Below are 14,501 nucleotides of genomic sequence, written 5' to 3'. Positions count from 1 at the left end.
CTTCCCGGGCTGATGCCAGGGGTCAAGGGAGCACCGCGCAGATGGGACGCCAAATCAAGGGCTTGCTGTTCGACAAGGACGGCACCTTGCTCGATTTCGACGCCACTTGGGGGGCTTGGGCGCGCGGATTTCTGGGCGAGCTGTCCGCCGGCGACCCCGCGCTGTCGCTGCGCATGGGACAGGCCATCGGCTACGACATAGAAGCGGAGGTTTTCGACCCCGCGAGCCCGGTCATCGCAGGCACGGCGGATGTGGCGATTGACCTGCTCTTGCCCTTTCTACCCCATTGGGAGCGGGACGCGCTGCTGGCCCATGGAAATGAGAAGGCCGCGCGCGCGGCCTTGGTCGCGCCCTGTGATCTGGCGGCACTTTTTGACCAGCTCGAGGCGCTGGACCTGAGGCTGGGCGTGGCGACGAATGACAGCGAAAGTTCTGCCCATGCTCATGTTGCAGCCCTTGGTCTGCAGGGGCGGTTCGACCGCATCCTCGGCTTCGATTCCGGCTACGGCGGCAAGCCCGCGCCGGAGATGTTGTGGGCGTTCTCGGAGCCTTTGGGCCTGGCTCCGGACGAGGTCGCCATGATCGGCGACAGCACCCACGATCTGCACGCGGGCAAGGCCGCCGGAATGGTGCGGGTGGGGGTCCTGACCGGCCCGGCCCCCGCAGCGGAGCTGGAGCCTCACGCCGATGTCGTTCTGGCCTCGGTGGCGGAGCTGCCCGCGTGGTTGAGCCGCGATTAAGGGAAACCTAAACCTTTCGCGCGACAACATCCCGATGAGGGGACCAGAGATGATTCTGGCTCTCGGCCGGAGGTGTGATGCAGCCCATTCTCGATTATCTGTTCTCCGATGGCGGCTACACGCCCCACGGGTTCTGCATCGCCTGGGATTGGCGGGTGCTGTGGACCCATATCGGGTCGGATTTGCTGATTGCGGCCTCCTATTTCGCCATTCCCGGCATCATGCTGGTGTTCTTGCGGCGGCGCAAAGACCCGCGGCTGTACCAGCCCGCGATGCTGTTCGTGGTATTCATCACCGCCTGCGGCGTGTCGCATCTGATCAGCATCCTGACGCTGTTTTACCCGTGGTACGGGCTGCAGGGCGTGATCAAGCTGTTCACGGGCGTGGTCTCGTTCATCACGGCGTTGGCCTTGTGGAAGCTTTTGCCCGACGCGTTGAAAATCCCCAGCCCCGACGCGCTGATGGCGGCCCTGGCCGAGAAGGAAGACGAGATCCGCGAGCGCGCCGCGGCGCAGGAAGAGTTGGAGACGCACAAACGTCTGCTCGACCAGCAGGTCGAAGCGCTGGAAGCGGCCAATCAGGAGCTGCGCGAGTTCGCCTATGCCGCCTCCCATGATCTCAAGGCGCCCGCCAACACGCTCAGTCTGCTCGTCAAGGACCTGCAGGAGGACGAGGAGGATCAGCTCAGCGATCACCAGCGCGACTGCCTGTGCGAGGCCGACAAGATCCTGGGCCGAATGCGGACGCTGGTCGATGACATCTTACAATATTCCCGCACGATCGATTCCGGCGAACGCCCGCGGGAGCAAGTCGACCTGACCCAGGCCTTCGTCAATGCCATGTCCGATATGCAGGCCGATATCCTCAAGGCCCGCGCGGAGATTGAGATCGAGCCATTGCCACAAATCAGCGGCTTCCCCGCCCTGATCAGCGTGATGGCCAACAATCTGCTCAGCAACGCGTTGAAGTTCCGCAGTCCCGATCATCCCTTGCGCATCAGGGTCTTTGTGACCCAATCGCTTGGCGACACTCCGGGCGTGACGCTGCATGTTCAGGACAATGGGTTGGGCATCGACCCGGAACATCACGAGCGGATTTTCAAACTCTTCAAACGCCTGCACCGGGCGGAAGACTACGCCGGAACCGGCCTGGGACTGGCGCTCTGCCGCCGGGTGGCGCTGACCCATGGCGGGATGATCGAGGTGTCTTCCTCCGAAGGCGTCGGCGCCACTTTTTCAATCTTTTTTCCAACGGAGGTCGCAGATGTCCGCCACGCCGCTTGATGAGGTCATTCTGATCGATGACAGCGCCCTCGACAACCGCCTGCACAAACGCGCTATCGAGCGTACGGGGCTTGCGAAATCGGTGCGGACCTTCTCCATGGCCGACGACGCCATCGCCTATTTCCGCAAGCCGGGTGCGATCCCGACGGACCTGGTCCTGCTCGATGTGAACATGCCCCGCATGGATGGGTTCGAGCTGCTGGAGGCCGCGACCGAAGAATTCGGGGCCGCGTTTGACCCAACGGTGGTCATCATGCTGACGACCTCGATGGATCGCAGGGACCAGGACCGGGCCGCCGAGTTCGACGTGGTAAAGGACTACTTCGAAAAGCCCCTCACGCCTGAGAAATTCGAAAGCCTCGTCGCCGCGCTGAGAGCCTGAACCATTGGAGCTGCCCGGCGCCCTTGCTTGAAAGCGACGTTGCCACGTCGGAAAGCGATCATCGCGGACCTCTAGCCCATGCAAGGGTTCGTCAACGGATCACAAGCCCGGGGCGCATCACCATGACCACCCAGACCACAAGACGCAAGCGCGGCGGCGGGCGCGCTGGCAACGCGCGGCGCACCACCTCGCGACTGCCCGAGCAGATGCCGTGGCGCCTGCCGATCAACACCGACCGGCCCACCGAGCCGCTTGATGAGGATGGGGTTCAGGCGATCCACCAGGGCTGCATGCGCATCCTGCGCGAGATCGGCATCGAATTTCTGAACCCAGAGGCCTGCAAGATCTTGGCCAAGGCCGGCTGCAAGGTTGATGGCACCAACGTCAAGATGGACGAGGATTTCGTGATGGAGATGCTATCCCACGCGCCCGCCCAGTTCGACATCACCCCCCGCAACCCGGATCGCCGCCTGACCATGGGGGGCAAGCATATCCTTTTTGGCAACGTCTCCTCCCCGCCCAATGCGTGGGATCTCAAGCGTGGCAAGCGCTCGGGCGATTTCGAGACTTACCGCGAATTCATCAAGCTCACCCAGTTTTTCAACTGCATCCATTTCGCGGGCGGCTACCCGGTGGAGCCCATCGACATCCACGCCCGCGAGCGCCATCTCGACTGCCTCTATGAGAAGCTCGTGCTCACCGACAAGGTCGTGCATGCCTACTCCCTCGGCCGCGAACGGGTCGAGGACGTGATGGAGATGGTGCGCATCGCGGGCGGCATGACGCGGGAAGAATTCGACGCCAAGCCGCATATGTACACCAACATCAACTCGGTCTCGCCACTCAAGCACGACTTCCCGATGCTCGAGGGTGCGATGATCCACGCGCGGCGCAACCAGCCTGTGATCGTCACGCCCTTCACGCTCGCCGGCGCCATGGCGCCGGTCACCATGTCCGGCGCGGTCACCTTGTCTTTGGCCGAAGGGCTCGCCGCGATCGTCTTGCTGCAAGTGGTTAATCCGGGCGCCCCCTGCGCCATTGGCACCTTCACCTCCAACGTGGACATGAAGACCGGGGCGCCCGCATTCGGCACCCCCGAATACATGCGCGCGACCCAGATGACGGGCCAGATGGGACGGTTCTACAAGTTGCCGATCCGCTCGTCCGGGGTGTGCGCGGCCAATGTCCCCGACGGCCAAGCCATGTGGGAGACGTCCAATTCGCTCTGGGCGGCGGTGCAATCGGGCACCAACATCGTCTATCACGCGGCCGGATGGCTGGAGGGCGGGCTGATTGCGAGCCCAGAGAAATTCATCATGGACTGCGATGTTATCCAGCAAATTCAAAGATATATGGAGCCCGCGACCTATGCGACGACGCCCGAAGACATCGCCGTTGAGGCCATCGCGGAAGTCGGCCCGGACGGGCATTATTTCGGGTGTCAGCACACGCAGGACCGCTACGAGGACGCGTTCTATTCACCGCTGATCTCGGATTGGTCGAATTTCGAAGCGTGGGAGCTTGGCGGCGGCGTCTGGACCGCCGAACGCGCGCACGAGATGTACAAGGGCATCATCGCCGAGTTCGAGCCGCCCGCAATGGACGAGGCACGCCGCGAGGAGCTTTCCGATTTCGTCGCGCGCCGTAAGGCAGAGGGCGGGGTCCCCACCGACTTCTAGACAATTGTCGTAAATTGCCAGCTTCGTTGCGCGGGGACGTTGCGGCTTTGTTAAGAAACGAGCGGCATAAGCAGGCCCGAGATATGGGATTTCGGGATACTTGCGATGTATGGGCTGGTCCACCGCGCGTTGCAGACCTTCGCGCAAGACACCTACGGCGACGCGCTTTGGCGTGCGGCCGTCGCCAAGGCCGGGCTCGATGTCGTCGAGTTCGAGGCGATGCTGACCTATTCCGACGAGATGTTCGATGCCGTTCTGGACTCCTTGTCCGATCAATTGTCGCGTGACCGCGCCCTCGTGCTTGAAGACCTCGGCTCCTATCTCGTGACCCATCCAAATACGAATGTCGTGCGCCGCTTACTGCGCTTCGGCGGGTTCAGTTTCGTCGATTTCGTCTTGTCACTTGATGATCTGCAGGACCGGACCAAGCTTGCCTTCCCCGACCTGCATCTGCCTCGGCTCGAGGTGGAGCCTCATCTGGATGGTGCGTTCGGGATTTGGGTGTTCAGCGAACGGGAGGGATTCGGGGCCGTGCTGCAAGGGGTGCTGCGCGCGATGGCCGATGATTACGGCGCCCTTGTGATGCTGGAGCTGCGCCACGCCACCAGGTACGACCGCAGCTTCGAACACCTCACCGTCGAGCTGTTCGAGACGGATTTTGCCGCCGGGCGAAGCTTTGATCTGTCGATGGGACATGCCGCAAAATGACAACGCACCAGGAAACCAACTCAGCCGACACGCCCGCCGGGCTCAGCCCTGCGGCGCTGGACGCGTTGATGCCGATGCATCTGCGCATTTCATCCACCGGCCACATTCAGTCCGTCGGCCCGACCATGGCGAAAGTCCGCTCCGAAGACGAACTTGTCGGCCTCCGCCTGCTGGAGGTGTTCGAGCTGCGCCGCCCCCTGCATGTGCACAGTTTCGCCGACCTTCTGAAAGCGCGCACCTCAGAGGTCCGCATGCGCTTCCGCGTGGGGTATCCGCTGACGTTCAAGGGGGTCTTCGTGCCCATCTCGGACACCAAGAGTGACGGCGCGTTGTTGAACCTGTCCCTTGGGGCCAATGTGGTCGACGCGGTCGAGCATTTCGACCTCACCAGCGCTGATTTTGCCTCCTCCGATCCGACGGTGGACATGCTTTACCTGATTGAGGCCAAGTCGGTCGCGCTGGAGGAATCCAAGCGCCTCAACAAGCGGCTCGAACAGGCGCGCAGCGCCGCGGAAGAGCAGGCCTACACAGATACGCTGACCGGATTGCAGAACCGCCGCGGCATGGATGCCGTTTTGCAGCAGTTGGAGCTTTCGGGCATGCCCTTCGGCCTGATGCATCTCGACCTCGACTACTTCAAGCAGGTCAACGACACATACGGGCACGCGGCCGGGGATTTCGTGCTGCAACGGGTTGCCGAGGTTCTCAATGACGAGACCCGCAGCGATGACCTCGTCGCACGGGTAGGCGGCGATGAGTTCGTGCTTGTCTTCAAGGGCTGCGTCGATCTCGCGATCCTTGAAGGAATCGCGATGCGCATGATCTCGCGACTGGAAAGGCCGATTGATTTCGAGGGGCAGGAATGCCGGATTTCCGCAAGCATCGGCACGACCCTGTCGAGCTTTTACGAGGCGCCCGCCGCCGATCAGATGCTCAGCGACGCGGACCGCGCGCTCTATGCGTCAAAGGATCAAGGTCGCGCCTGCCATACGGTCTTCAGCCCGGACGGCCAAAACGCGCATTGACCGCGCAGGATGCGGTCTACGAATTCGCGGGGGTGGGGAAAGGTGGTACTCCCTAGGGGAATCGAACCCCTCTTTCCAGGTTGAAAACCTGGCGTCCTAACCGATAGACGAAGGGAGCACCGGGATCGTGAGGGGCTATTTAGGAGAGCGCGCCCGCGCTGGCAAGCAGAAAAATGCGACCGGGGTGCGGAAAATGCCCAGAATTGTCCGCGATCTCTGCCGCCGGTCAGCCCGCCGCGAGGGCTGCGTCTTCAAGGCGCAATTGCAACGACCTCTGACCCCGCCAGGTGTTGATCTCCACCCGACCTGCAAGGTGAAACCGGCGACCGGCATGGGCCTCCAGCGCGGGCCCGAGATCGGACCGAAACGCACCAAATGAGATCGCGTCAAGCCGAGCCGGTCCACCATCCCCGAAGCTCAGTTTCAGATGTCCATCTCCAACGGGCTTCGTAAACAGCACTTTCTGATCGGGAAACACGAAGCGCGGGCCGGGCGCGCCCGCACCGTAAGGCCCGGCCTGTTCGATCAAATCGACCAGCTCGACACTCGCGGCGCCCGCCATCATTATCCCGTCGAGGCGCAGGTCGGAGGGGCCCAACCGCCCAGCACCTTGCTTTTCCATCATCTCGGTCAGCCGGGCCATCGCGGGCTCCAGCTTGTCGCGCGCCACGGTCAGGCCCGCTGCCATCTTGTGGCCGCCGCCTTTGATCAGATGGCCCTCGGCTGCGAGCTTTTGGATCTGCGCACCCAGGTCGATCCCGGACACCGACCGGGCCGAGCCTTTGCCCTCGTCCCCGTCCAGCCCGATCACTACGGCAGGCCGGTTCGACGCTTCTTTCAGCCGTGCGGCAACGATGCCGACGACCCCCGGATGCCAGCCTTCGCCCGCGGCCCACACCAAAGGCGCGTCCAGGCCGCGCTCTTCGGCCTGCGCCAAGGCCGCTTCGCGCACCGCCGCCTCGATCTCGCGCCGCTCGGTATTGAGCGCATCCAGCCGCTCGGCCAAAGCCTGCGCCTCGTGTTCCTGATCGGTCGACAACAACCGCGCGCCCAAATCCGCAGCCCCAATGCGTCCACCTGCATTGATCCGCGGGCCGAGCAAAAAGCCCAAATGGTACGATGTCGGCGCCGTATCCATCCGGGCCACATCCGACAAGACGCGCAAGCCCATGCGCCGCCTCTGGCCCATGACTTTTAGACCCTGGCGTACCAGCGCCCGGTTGACCCCTATCAAAGGCGCGACATCCGCCACCGTCGCAAGGGCCACAAGGTCCAGCATCGCCATCAGGTCCGGCACCGCGCGGCTCGGGCGCAGAGCCCGATTCACGGCCACCAATAGCAAGAATACGACCCCCGCCGCGCAGAGATGGGCGAGCGCTCCATCCTCGTCCTGGCGGTTCGGGTTCACCACGGCTAGCGCCGGCGGCAGGGTCTCGCCGCCCAAGTGGTGATCGAGGACCACCACATCCGCGTCTTTCGCCGCGGCCAGCGCATCATGGGACAGCGTCCCGCAATCGACACAGATGATCAGATCATGCCCCGCGGCAAGCTCCGATATCGCGGGTGCATTTGGGCCGTACCCCTCATCAATCCGGTCGGGGATATAGAGCGTCGCCGCCAGCCCCATCTCGCGCAGCCATACGATCAATAGCGCCGCGGATGACCCACCATCCACGTCATAGTCGGCAAAAATCGCAATCCGCTCGCGCCGCTCGACGGCGGCAACAACCCGGGCGCAGGCCACATCCATGTCCCGCAAGACGGACGGATCTGGCAGCAGGTCGCGCAAGGATGGCGTCAGATACGCCTCCGCGCCCTCCGGCGGCACGCCCAGCCGCGCCAAGGTCGCGCAAAGCGGGCGCGGCAGGTCGGTCTGCTGGGACATCGCCTCGGCCAGACGCTCCTGCTCGACCGACAGGCCCACCCACCGGCGGCCCGTCAGCGAGCTTTCAACGCCGAGGAAGGCGTCGCTCATCCGTGGTCGGGGTTGCGGTAAATCATGCGCCGCACCGACCCGGTTTTCGAGCGCATCAGGATCGTCTCCGCCGTCAAGTAGCCCACCTCGCGGCGAATGCCCTTCAGGATCGAGCCATCGGTGACCCCGGTCGCCGCAAAGATCACGTTGCGCGTCACCATGTCGTCGCGCGTGTAGATGCGGTCCAGATCGGTGATCCCGGCCTTGGCGGCGCGGCCTTTCTCGTCGTCATTGCGGAACAGCAGGCGGCCATACATCTGCCCGCCCATGCATTTCAGCGCGGCGGCGGCCAGCACGCCCTCCGGCGCGCCCCCTTCGCCCATGTACATGTCGATGCCAGTCGTCGCGGCCTCGGCGCAGTGCATCACGCCCGCGACGTCGCCGTCCGTGATCAGGCGGATCGCCGCCCCGGTGGAGCGGATGTCTTCGATCACCTGCTCATGGCGCGGGCGTTCCAGCACGCAGACGGTGATGTTGTCGGTCTTGCAGCCCTTCGCCTTTGCCAAGGCAGCGACGCGTTCTTTCGGCGACATATCCAGCGTCACGACGTCCTCGGCGAAGCCCGGCCCGATGGCCAGCTTGTCCATGTAGACGTCCGGCGCGTGCAGCATTGAGCCGCGCGGGCCCATGGCAATCACGGTTAGTGCGTTTGGCATGTCCTTGGCGGTCAGCGTCGTGCCTTCCAGCGGGTCCAGCGCGATGTCCACGCCCGGACCGTTGCCGGAGCCGACTTCTTCGCCGATGTAGAGCATCGGAGCTTCGTCCCGCTCACCCTCGCCGATGACCACGACGCCCGCAATGTCGAGCAGGTTCAACTGCTCGCGCATGGCGTTGACGGCGGCCTGATCGGCGGCCTTCTCGTCGCCCCGCCCGATCAGCTTGGCCGAGGCCAGCGCCGCCGCCTCCGAAACGCGGGCCAGGCCCAATGACAGCATGCGGTCCTGAAACAGGTCGGGGGTGTTGGACATGAAGGTCTTCCTTACAAATGTGTGGTCGTGGGTGTAGCCGCCCCGCCGCCGGGCATCAAGCGTGCGTGATGCCGGATCAGGGCCTGCAGCAGCAGTGCGATCACCGCGCCGTTGAGCGTGTGCCACAGGAAATGCGTCCCGAGCGGCAGGCCGTCGCAAACATGCACGTCGAGGGTTCTGAACGTGAGCGACAGGAAGAACAGCGCCGTAGCGCCCGTGAACCACCAGCGCAGTGGATGCCCGCGGATCAGCGTCAGGGCCGAGAAGAACATCATGGCTGCGACGGCGGGTAGATACTGCTCCGATCCGTTCATCCAGTCGGGCGCGGCGGGCAGGGCGGGGAACTCCACCAGCGACACCGCCGCGACGATGATCGCCACCACGCCCGCAAAGCCCAACAGCACCCGCGGCCAGGATACGCCGCCCACCACGTTCACGCAGGTCAGGATGTAGATCAGCACGAACAGCCAGATCGGGATCACGTCGGCAGCCCCCGACCAGGCTTGCGCGAAGGTGTGAAACAGGAACGAGCCGATCCCGATGCAGAACGCCAGCACGGTCAGGATCGTGATGGGCACGCTGCGCACCCCAAAGGCACGCATTGCCCACGCGCCCCAAAGCGCCGCCAGAATGAACGAGGCATTGGTGACCGCATTCCACGGCTCCGCCCAAAACTCCGGCCCCATCCGCTCGCAATAGATATCGACGGGGGCAGTCCAGTCCATCGGGCTCAGACCTCTTCGATCCTCAGCGCCACGGGCTCGGAGGCCAGCACGCCCGTGCCGGGCAGGGCCGCCAGCGCCGCGTCGAGCGCGTCGCGCGAGGTCGTGTGGGTCACGATCAGCACCGGCGCGCGGTCATCGACATGGTCGTATTGGCGCATCCGGTGGATCGACACGCCCGCATCGCCAAGGCAGGTCGCGACCTTGGCCAGCGCGCCCGGTTTGTCCTGCAGCGTCATACGCAGATAGAACGGCGCGGGCGTGCCCGCATTGGCCGCAGGCGTGGTCTTCAGCGTCTCGGCGGGCTGGCCGAAGGTTGAAAGCCGCAGGCCGCGCGCGATGTCGATCACATCCGACAGCACCGCGCTTGCGGTCGGGCCTTCGCCCGCGCCCGCGCCACGCAGCACGATCTGGCCCACGTGATCGCCTTCCAGCACCACCATGTTGGTGCCGCCTTCAAGCTGCCCAAGGGGCGAGGTCGCAGGCACCAGGCACGGCGTCATCGACTGCACCAGCCCCCGCGCGGTCATCTGCGCGATGCCCAAAAGCTTGATCTTGTAGCCCATATCGGCGGCCTGGCGGATGTCTTCGATGGTGACCTGGCCTATGCCTTCCAGCTGCACCGCGTCGAACTTCACCTGCGTCCCGAACGAGATCGCCGCCAGCAGCGCCAGCTTATGTGCGGCGTCGATGCCGCCCACGTCCAGCTCTGGATCGGCTTCCAGATAGCCAAGCCCGTCGGCCTCTGCAAAGGCTTCCTCGTAGGTCAGCCCGGCATGCTCCATGCGCGTCAGGATGTAGTTGCACGAGCCGTTCATCACGCCCATCACCCGGGTGATGTCGTTTCCGGCAAGCCCCTCCGTCAGCGCCTTGACCACCGGGATGCCGCCCGCAACGGCGGCCTCAAAGCGCAGCACGCGGCCTTCGCCCTCAGCCAAAAGCGCAAGCGGTTGGCCATGTTCGGCGAGCATTGCCTTGTTGGCGGTGACCACGTCCTTGCCCGCGCGCAGCGCGGCCTCGGTCGCGTCCTTGGCGGGGCCGGTCGCGCCGCCCATCAACTCGACAAAGACATCCACGTCGTCGCGCACCGCCAGCGCCACCGGATCGTCTTCCCATGCATAGTCGCCCAGCGGCACGCCGCGGTCTTTCTGCGAGCGGGCAGAGACGGCCGAGATCACGATTTTGCGGCCCGTGCGCGCTTCCAGCTGCGCGGCTTTCTGGCGGATGATCCGCACCACGCCCACGCCCACGGTGCCCAGTCCTGCAATGCCAAGGCGAAGGGGGTCAGACATGGGGGCGCTCCGTCATTTCAAGGTGTCGCGCGCTCGTTAGCGCGTATCCCGGCGCGGTGCAACGCGGCTTGCTCAGGCGGGCTTGCCTTTGGTGGCCTCCAGCAGCCGCAGCCGCGTGGCCCCGTCGATGATCGTGCGTCCTTTCAGCGCCCGTGCGCGGGCCTTCAGGCGGCTCACGCGGGCCTGCAGCGCTTCGGTCTGCACCTCGATGCTGCTGCCTGCCTCACTGCGTGCCAGCAGGTTCGGTAGGGGCTCAAGTTCGGGGTAGTCGGCGCGCTGGGCCCCTTCTGAGATCGTGTCGTCTATGGCGGGCAGATTGGCGGTACAGGCGGACGACAAGGCCAGGCAAGCGGCCAATAAAAGGGTGCAGCGCATGGGGCCGTCCGTTCAAAACTTGTTGCACCGGCACAATAGGCGGGGGCGCGGGCGGCGTCCATCCCGACATAGAGGCTTGATTTGAACGCGCGTTCAGATACGCTTCGCCCATGGCACGTAAAACCGGCTCCCACTCCGACATCACTGGCCCCCGCGTCCGGGCGGCTGCCCTGAAGCTTTTCGCAGCCCACGGCTTTGCCGCGGTGTCGATGCGCCAGATCGCGGCGGAGGTCGGCGTGCAGGCGGGCGCGCTCTACCTCTACACGCCCGACAAGCAGTCCCTGCTCTTCGATCTGTTGCGCGATCACATGCAGGACGTGCTTGACGGATGGGCCGCGGTTGAAAAGCCCGAAGGTCCCGTCATGCAGCTCGAGGCCTTCACGCGCTTCCACATCCGTTTCCACCTTGAGCGGCCCGAGCAGGTGTTCATTTCCTACATGGAGCTGCGCAATCTCGAGCCCGACAATTTCAAGGCGCTCGAAGAGATGCGGCGCGAATACGAGAACGCGCTCGAGGCGATCCTGATCGCGGGCCAGGACGAGGGCCTCTTCGATGTCGACGACACCAAGCTGACCACACTCGCGCTGATCTCGATGCTCAATGGCGTCACCAGTTGGTACAAGCCCGACGGGCGCCTGACGCTGGGCCGGGTCGAGGCGATCTATTCCGACATGGCCGGCAAGGCCGTGCGCATGCCGCGCTGGAAAGAGCGCAAAATGAGAAAAGCCACACAGGAAGAGCCTGCGGAGTAACCCCCGCAGGCCCTGCTTGGTGCAGTTTTCCTTTTTTATTTCAGCGAGTTGATCCCGAACATGTTGCCCTCGCTGTCCATGCACAGCGACACGAAGCCAAACTCCCCGATGGAGAATTTCTCCCGCATGACAGAGCCGCCCGCCGCGCTCACCCGGGCCTCGGGCACCGCGCAATCTTCCGCCATGAAGTAGATGATCGTGCCCCCCACGCCGGGCCCCGCATGGGGCGATTTGGTCAGCGCGCCCGCGGCCCCGTAAGCGCTCATCTCGGCGGGGAAGCTCATCATCTGCGCCTCGCCCGTGGGGTCGCCCATCGGCTCCAGCGACGCGCCGAGCACGGTTTCGTAAAAGGCCACGGCCCGGTCCAAATCATCCACGTAAATGTCGAACCATCCTACTGCGTTCATCTTGGTCATCTTCAATTCCTCGCGTTGTCGTTATGACCCCGTTCTAGCGAGCGACATCGCGGCGGTATTGTAGATTTCAGACATCGAACTTTCGGGCGTATTTTCCCGGCGTGTAGCCGGTGGCCCGGCGGAAGGAATGGATAAAATGCGACTGATCGGCGTAGGACCACGTGTCCTCCCCGTTGAGCGACTGCTGCAGCCGCAACACCTTCAGAAAATCATGGGGCGCGAAGCCGGTGGTGCGCTTCAGAACCCGCTGCAGCTGGCGCGCCGACAGGTTCGACACCTCCGCCATGTCGGCGACGGAGACGATATCGTCGAGATGGCGGAAAATCTGCTCGGTCACGGGGTTCGGCGCGACCAAACCGGTCTCAAGCCAGGTCTCGACCAGGGCGGACAGGATGTCTTGTTGCGTCGCGAATTCGCGCCCCGCCAGATCGCGCCCGACCGCGCGCAATGGTAGGCCACCCGTGTAAGGATCCGTCAGTTGCCCATGCGTGATCGGCTCATCGCTGGCCTGCCACACCCCGGGCAGAAAGCGGATGTTGACGAAGTGAAACGCGTGCCCCAGATCGAACTCCTCCGACTGCGCGCGCAGCTTCGCGACACCGGTCACCTCCGGGGACAGTTGATCGAAGATCACGTAAGTACAGGCGTCGGGCAGGGCATGGAACCGGTAGGGCTCCGCCAGCGGATCATGCGTCTTTAGCTCAAGAAACCGGTGCACGATCCCGCGCAAATGCGCGGGCGGTTCAGCCTCGTTAAACGTAACTGTCTGAACCGCCTTGTCTTTTCCGTTTCCCTTGGGGTCGTACATGCGCTGTCCGCGCTAGAGCCCCGGATAGATCGGGAACTTCCCGCACAGGTCCAGCACCTTGGCCTTCACCGCGTCTTCGACGGACGCGTTTCCGTCCTCGCCATTGGCCGCAAGGCCGTCCACGACCTCCACAATCAGGTCGGCGACCTGCCGGAACTCGGCCTCCATGAAGCCGCGCGTCGTGCCCGCGGGCGAGCCCAGACGGATGCCCGAGGTGATCATCGGCTTCTCGTCATCAAACGGGATGCCGTTCTTGTTGCACGTGATATGCGCGCGGCCCAAAGCCTTCTCGGTCGCGTTGCCTTTGACGCCCTTGGGGCGCAGATCCACCAGCATCACATGGGTGTCTGTGCCGCCAGTCACGATATCCAGTCCGCCCTTCATCAGCTGATCGGCCATGGCTTGCGCATTGGTGATCACCTGTTTCTGGTAGTCCTTGAATTCGGGCCGCAGCGCCTCGCCAAAGGCCGCGGCCTTGCCCGCGATCACATGCATCAGCGGGCCGCCCTGAATGCCGGGGAAGATGGCGGAGTTGAACTTCTTCGCCAGCGCCTCGTCATCGGTCAGGATCATGCCGCCGCGCGGGCCGCGCAGGGTCTTGTGGGTCGTCGTCGTCGCCGCATGCGCATGGGGGAAGGGCGAGGGGTAAAGGCCTGCCGCCACCAGTCCCGCGAAATGGGCCATGTCCACCAGCAGGTAGGCGTCAACCTTGTCGGCGATCTCGCGCATTTTCGCGAAGTTGATGATGCGCGGAATGGCAGAGCCACCGGCGATAATCATCTGCGGCTTGTGCTCCAGCGCCAGCGCCTCGACCTGCTCGTAATCCAGCTCCAGCGTGTCACGCTTCACGCCGTATTGGATGGCGTTGAACCACTTGCCCGACTGGTTCGGCGCGGCACCATGGGTCAGGTGCCCGCCCGCATCCAGCGACATGCCCAGAATGGTGTCGCCGGGCTTCAACAGCGCCTGAAACACACCCTGGTTGGCCTGCGAGCCGGAGTTCGGCTGCACATTGACGAAGCCGCAGCCAAACAACTCTTTGGCGCGATCAATCGCAAGGTTCTCTGCAATATCAACATATTGGCAGCCACCATAATAGCGCCGGCCCGGGTAGCCTTCGGCGTATTTGTTGGTCATCACCGAGCCCTGCGCCTCCATCACGGCGCGGCTGACGATGTTCTCCGATGCGATCAGCTCGATCTCGTCACGCTGGCGGCCCAGCTCCTTGGTGATGGCGCCAAACAGCTCGGCGTCGCGGGTCTCAAGGCTTTCGGTGAAAAAGCCGTCATCACGGTGAGGGGCGTTCATGGCAGGGTCTCCTTCCCTATGGGGCAGCTGCATTTTCGGGGCCTTCTACGCCGAAATAGCGCGGATCG

At 64.0% G+C, this 14,501-nt stretch carries 15 protein-coding genes and 1 tRNA gene; 7 read left to right on the top strand and 9 right to left on the bottom strand.

Annotated features, from left to right (window positions below):
- The first annotated feature begins 41 nt into the window (after positions 1-41).
- From C8N43_RS15440 to C8N43_RS15415, 6 genes are all read left to right on the top strand, one after another.
- Positions 42-740, top strand: a complete 699-nt coding sequence (locus tag C8N43_RS15440; protein ID WP_107846657.1) for an HAD family hydrolase — start codon at positions 42-44, stop codon at positions 738-740.
- Between the two features lie 77 nt (positions 741-817).
- The gene (locus tag C8N43_RS15435) at positions 818-2,023 is read left to right on the top strand and encodes a sensor histidine kinase (RefSeq protein ID WP_107846656.1); all 1,206 of its coding nucleotides are present in this window, start codon (positions 818-820) and stop codon (positions 2,021-2,023) included.
- Positions 2,004-2,405: a response regulator gene (locus C8N43_RS15430; protein WP_107846655.1), complete on the top strand. Its 402-nt coding sequence runs from the start codon at positions 2,004-2,006 to the stop codon at positions 2,403-2,405. The genes C8N43_RS15435 and C8N43_RS15430 overlap by 20 nt, the downstream gene beginning before the upstream one ends.
- A 122-nt stretch (positions 2,406-2,527) precedes the next feature.
- On the top strand, positions 2,528-4,084 hold the full coding sequence (locus C8N43_RS15425; protein WP_107846654.1) for a trimethylamine methyltransferase family protein: 1,557 nt from the start codon (positions 2,528-2,530) through the stop codon (positions 4,082-4,084).
- 105 nt (positions 4,085-4,189) lie between these two features.
- Positions 4,190-4,792 (top strand): heme NO-binding domain-containing protein, encoded by a 603-nt coding sequence (locus C8N43_RS15420; protein WP_107846653.1) that lies wholly within the window; start codon positions 4,190-4,192, stop codon positions 4,790-4,792.
- Positions 4,789-5,817, top strand: a complete 1,029-nt coding sequence (locus C8N43_RS15415; RefSeq protein WP_107846652.1) for a GGDEF domain-containing protein — start codon at positions 4,789-4,791, stop codon at positions 5,815-5,817. Before C8N43_RS15420 ends, C8N43_RS15415 begins: the two co-directional genes overlap by 4 nt.
- 43 nt (positions 5,818-5,860) lie before the next feature.
- Here the strand turns inward: C8N43_RS15415 and C8N43_RS15410 are convergent.
- From C8N43_RS15410 to C8N43_RS15385, 6 genes are all read right to left on the bottom strand, one after another.
- Positions 5,861-5,935, bottom strand: a tRNA-Glu gene (locus C8N43_RS15410).
- Between the two features lie 108 nt (positions 5,936-6,043).
- Complete coding sequence (gene recJ / locus C8N43_RS15405) at positions 6,044-7,792, bottom strand: single-stranded-DNA-specific exonuclease RecJ (protein WP_107846651.1); 1,749 nt, start codon at positions 7,790-7,792, stop codon at positions 6,044-6,046.
- Positions 7,789-8,760, bottom strand: coding sequence for a class II fructose-bisphosphatase (gene glpX, locus C8N43_RS15400; protein ID WP_107846650.1), 972 nt, complete (start codon positions 8,758-8,760; stop codon positions 7,789-7,791). The genes recJ and glpX overlap by 4 nt, the downstream gene beginning before the upstream one ends.
- Before the next feature lie 11 nt (positions 8,761-8,771).
- Entirely contained in the window at positions 8,772-9,485 is a 714-nt protein-coding gene (locus C8N43_RS15395) for a ceramidase domain-containing protein (RefSeq protein WP_107846649.1), read from the bottom strand.
- A gap of 5 nt (positions 9,486-9,490) precedes the next feature.
- Positions 9,491-10,774 carry a homoserine dehydrogenase gene (locus C8N43_RS15390; protein ID WP_107846648.1) on the bottom strand — a complete coding sequence of 428 codons (1,284 nt, stop codon included), beginning with the start codon at positions 10,772-10,774 and terminating at the stop codon, positions 9,491-9,493.
- Between the two features lie 72 nt (positions 10,775-10,846).
- Positions 10,847-11,149, bottom strand: coding sequence for a hypothetical protein (locus tag C8N43_RS15385; RefSeq protein ID WP_107846647.1), 303 nt, complete (start codon positions 11,147-11,149; stop codon positions 10,847-10,849).
- 110 nt (positions 11,150-11,259) lie between these two features.
- On the opposite strand from C8N43_RS15385, the gene C8N43_RS15380 reads away from it, so the two are divergent.
- Entirely contained in the window at positions 11,260-11,901 is a 642-nt protein-coding gene (locus C8N43_RS15380) for a TetR/AcrR family transcriptional regulator (RefSeq protein ID WP_107846646.1), read from the top strand.
- A gap of 35 nt (positions 11,902-11,936) precedes the next feature.
- Here the strand turns inward: C8N43_RS15380 and C8N43_RS15375 are convergent, their stop codons facing one another.
- From C8N43_RS15375 to glyA, 3 genes are all read right to left on the bottom strand, one after another.
- Entirely contained in the window at positions 11,937-12,317 is a 381-nt protein-coding gene (locus C8N43_RS15375) for a VOC family protein (protein WP_107846645.1), read from the bottom strand.
- Positions 12,318-12,384: 67 nt separating this feature from the next.
- A complete protein-coding gene (locus tag C8N43_RS15370) occupies positions 12,385-13,125 on the bottom strand; it encodes a helix-turn-helix domain-containing protein (protein WP_107846644.1) in 741 nt (246 codons plus the stop codon).
- 12 nt (positions 13,126-13,137) lie between these two features.
- Positions 13,138-14,433 (bottom strand): serine hydroxymethyltransferase, encoded by a 1,296-nt coding sequence (glyA, locus tag C8N43_RS15365; protein WP_107846643.1) that lies wholly within the window; start codon positions 14,431-14,433, stop codon positions 13,138-13,140.
- Between the last annotated feature and the right edge of the window lie 68 nt (positions 14,434-14,501).

The sequence above is a fragment of the Litoreibacter ponti genome, from assembly GCF_003054285.1.
Taxonomy (GTDB): domain Bacteria; phylum Pseudomonadota; class Alphaproteobacteria; order Rhodobacterales; family Rhodobacteraceae; genus Litoreibacter; species Litoreibacter ponti.
Note: the sequence above shows the minus strand (reverse complement) of the source record. Positions and strands in the feature narration are given on the sequence as shown.

Bases quoted from the DNA above. Each gene is read 5' to 3' on its own strand.
- recJ (WP_107846651.1), bottom strand. From the start codon at position 7,792: ATGAGCGACGCCTTCCTCGGCGTTGAAAGCTCGCTGACGGGCCGCCGG.
- glpX (WP_107846650.1), bottom strand. From the start codon at position 8,760: ATGTCCAACACCCCCGACCTGTTTCAGGACCGCATGCTGTCATTGGGC.
- C8N43_RS15375 (WP_107846645.1), bottom strand. From the start codon at position 12,317: ATGACCAAGATGAACGCAGTAGGATGGTTCGACATTTACGTGGATGAT.
- C8N43_RS15370 (WP_107846644.1), bottom strand. From the start codon at position 13,125: ATGTACGACCCCAAGGGAAACGGAAAAGACAAGGCGGTTCAGACAGTT.
- C8N43_RS15415 (WP_107846652.1), top strand. From the start codon at position 4,789: ATGACAACGCACCAGGAAACCAACTCAGCCGACACGCCCGCCGGGCTC.
- C8N43_RS15420 (WP_107846653.1), top strand. From the start codon at position 4,190: ATGTATGGGCTGGTCCACCGCGCGTTGCAGACCTTCGCGCAAGACACC.
- C8N43_RS15380 (WP_107846646.1), top strand. From the start codon at position 11,260: ATGGCACGTAAAACCGGCTCCCACTCCGACATCACTGGCCCCCGCGTC.
- C8N43_RS15425 (WP_107846654.1), top strand. From the start codon at position 2,528: ATGACCACCCAGACCACAAGACGCAAGCGCGGCGGCGGGCGCGCTGGC.
- C8N43_RS15385 (WP_107846647.1), bottom strand. From the start codon at position 11,149: ATGCGCTGCACCCTTTTATTGGCCGCTTGCCTGGCCTTGTCGTCCGCC.
- C8N43_RS15395 (WP_107846649.1), bottom strand. From the start codon at position 9,485: ATGGACTGGACTGCCCCCGTCGATATCTATTGCGAGCGGATGGGGCCG.
- glyA (WP_107846643.1), bottom strand. From the start codon at position 14,433: ATGAACGCCCCTCACCGTGATGACGGCTTTTTCACCGAAAGCCTTGAG.
- C8N43_RS15390 (WP_107846648.1), bottom strand. From the start codon at position 10,774: ATGTCTGACCCCCTTCGCCTTGGCATTGCAGGACTGGGCACCGTGGGC.
- C8N43_RS15435 (WP_107846656.1), top strand. From the start codon at position 818: ATGCAGCCCATTCTCGATTATCTGTTCTCCGATGGCGGCTACACGCCC.
- C8N43_RS15430 (WP_107846655.1), top strand. From the start codon at position 2,004: ATGTCCGCCACGCCGCTTGATGAGGTCATTCTGATCGATGACAGCGCC.
- C8N43_RS15440 (WP_107846657.1), top strand. From the start codon at position 42: ATGGGACGCCAAATCAAGGGCTTGCTGTTCGACAAGGACGGCACCTTG.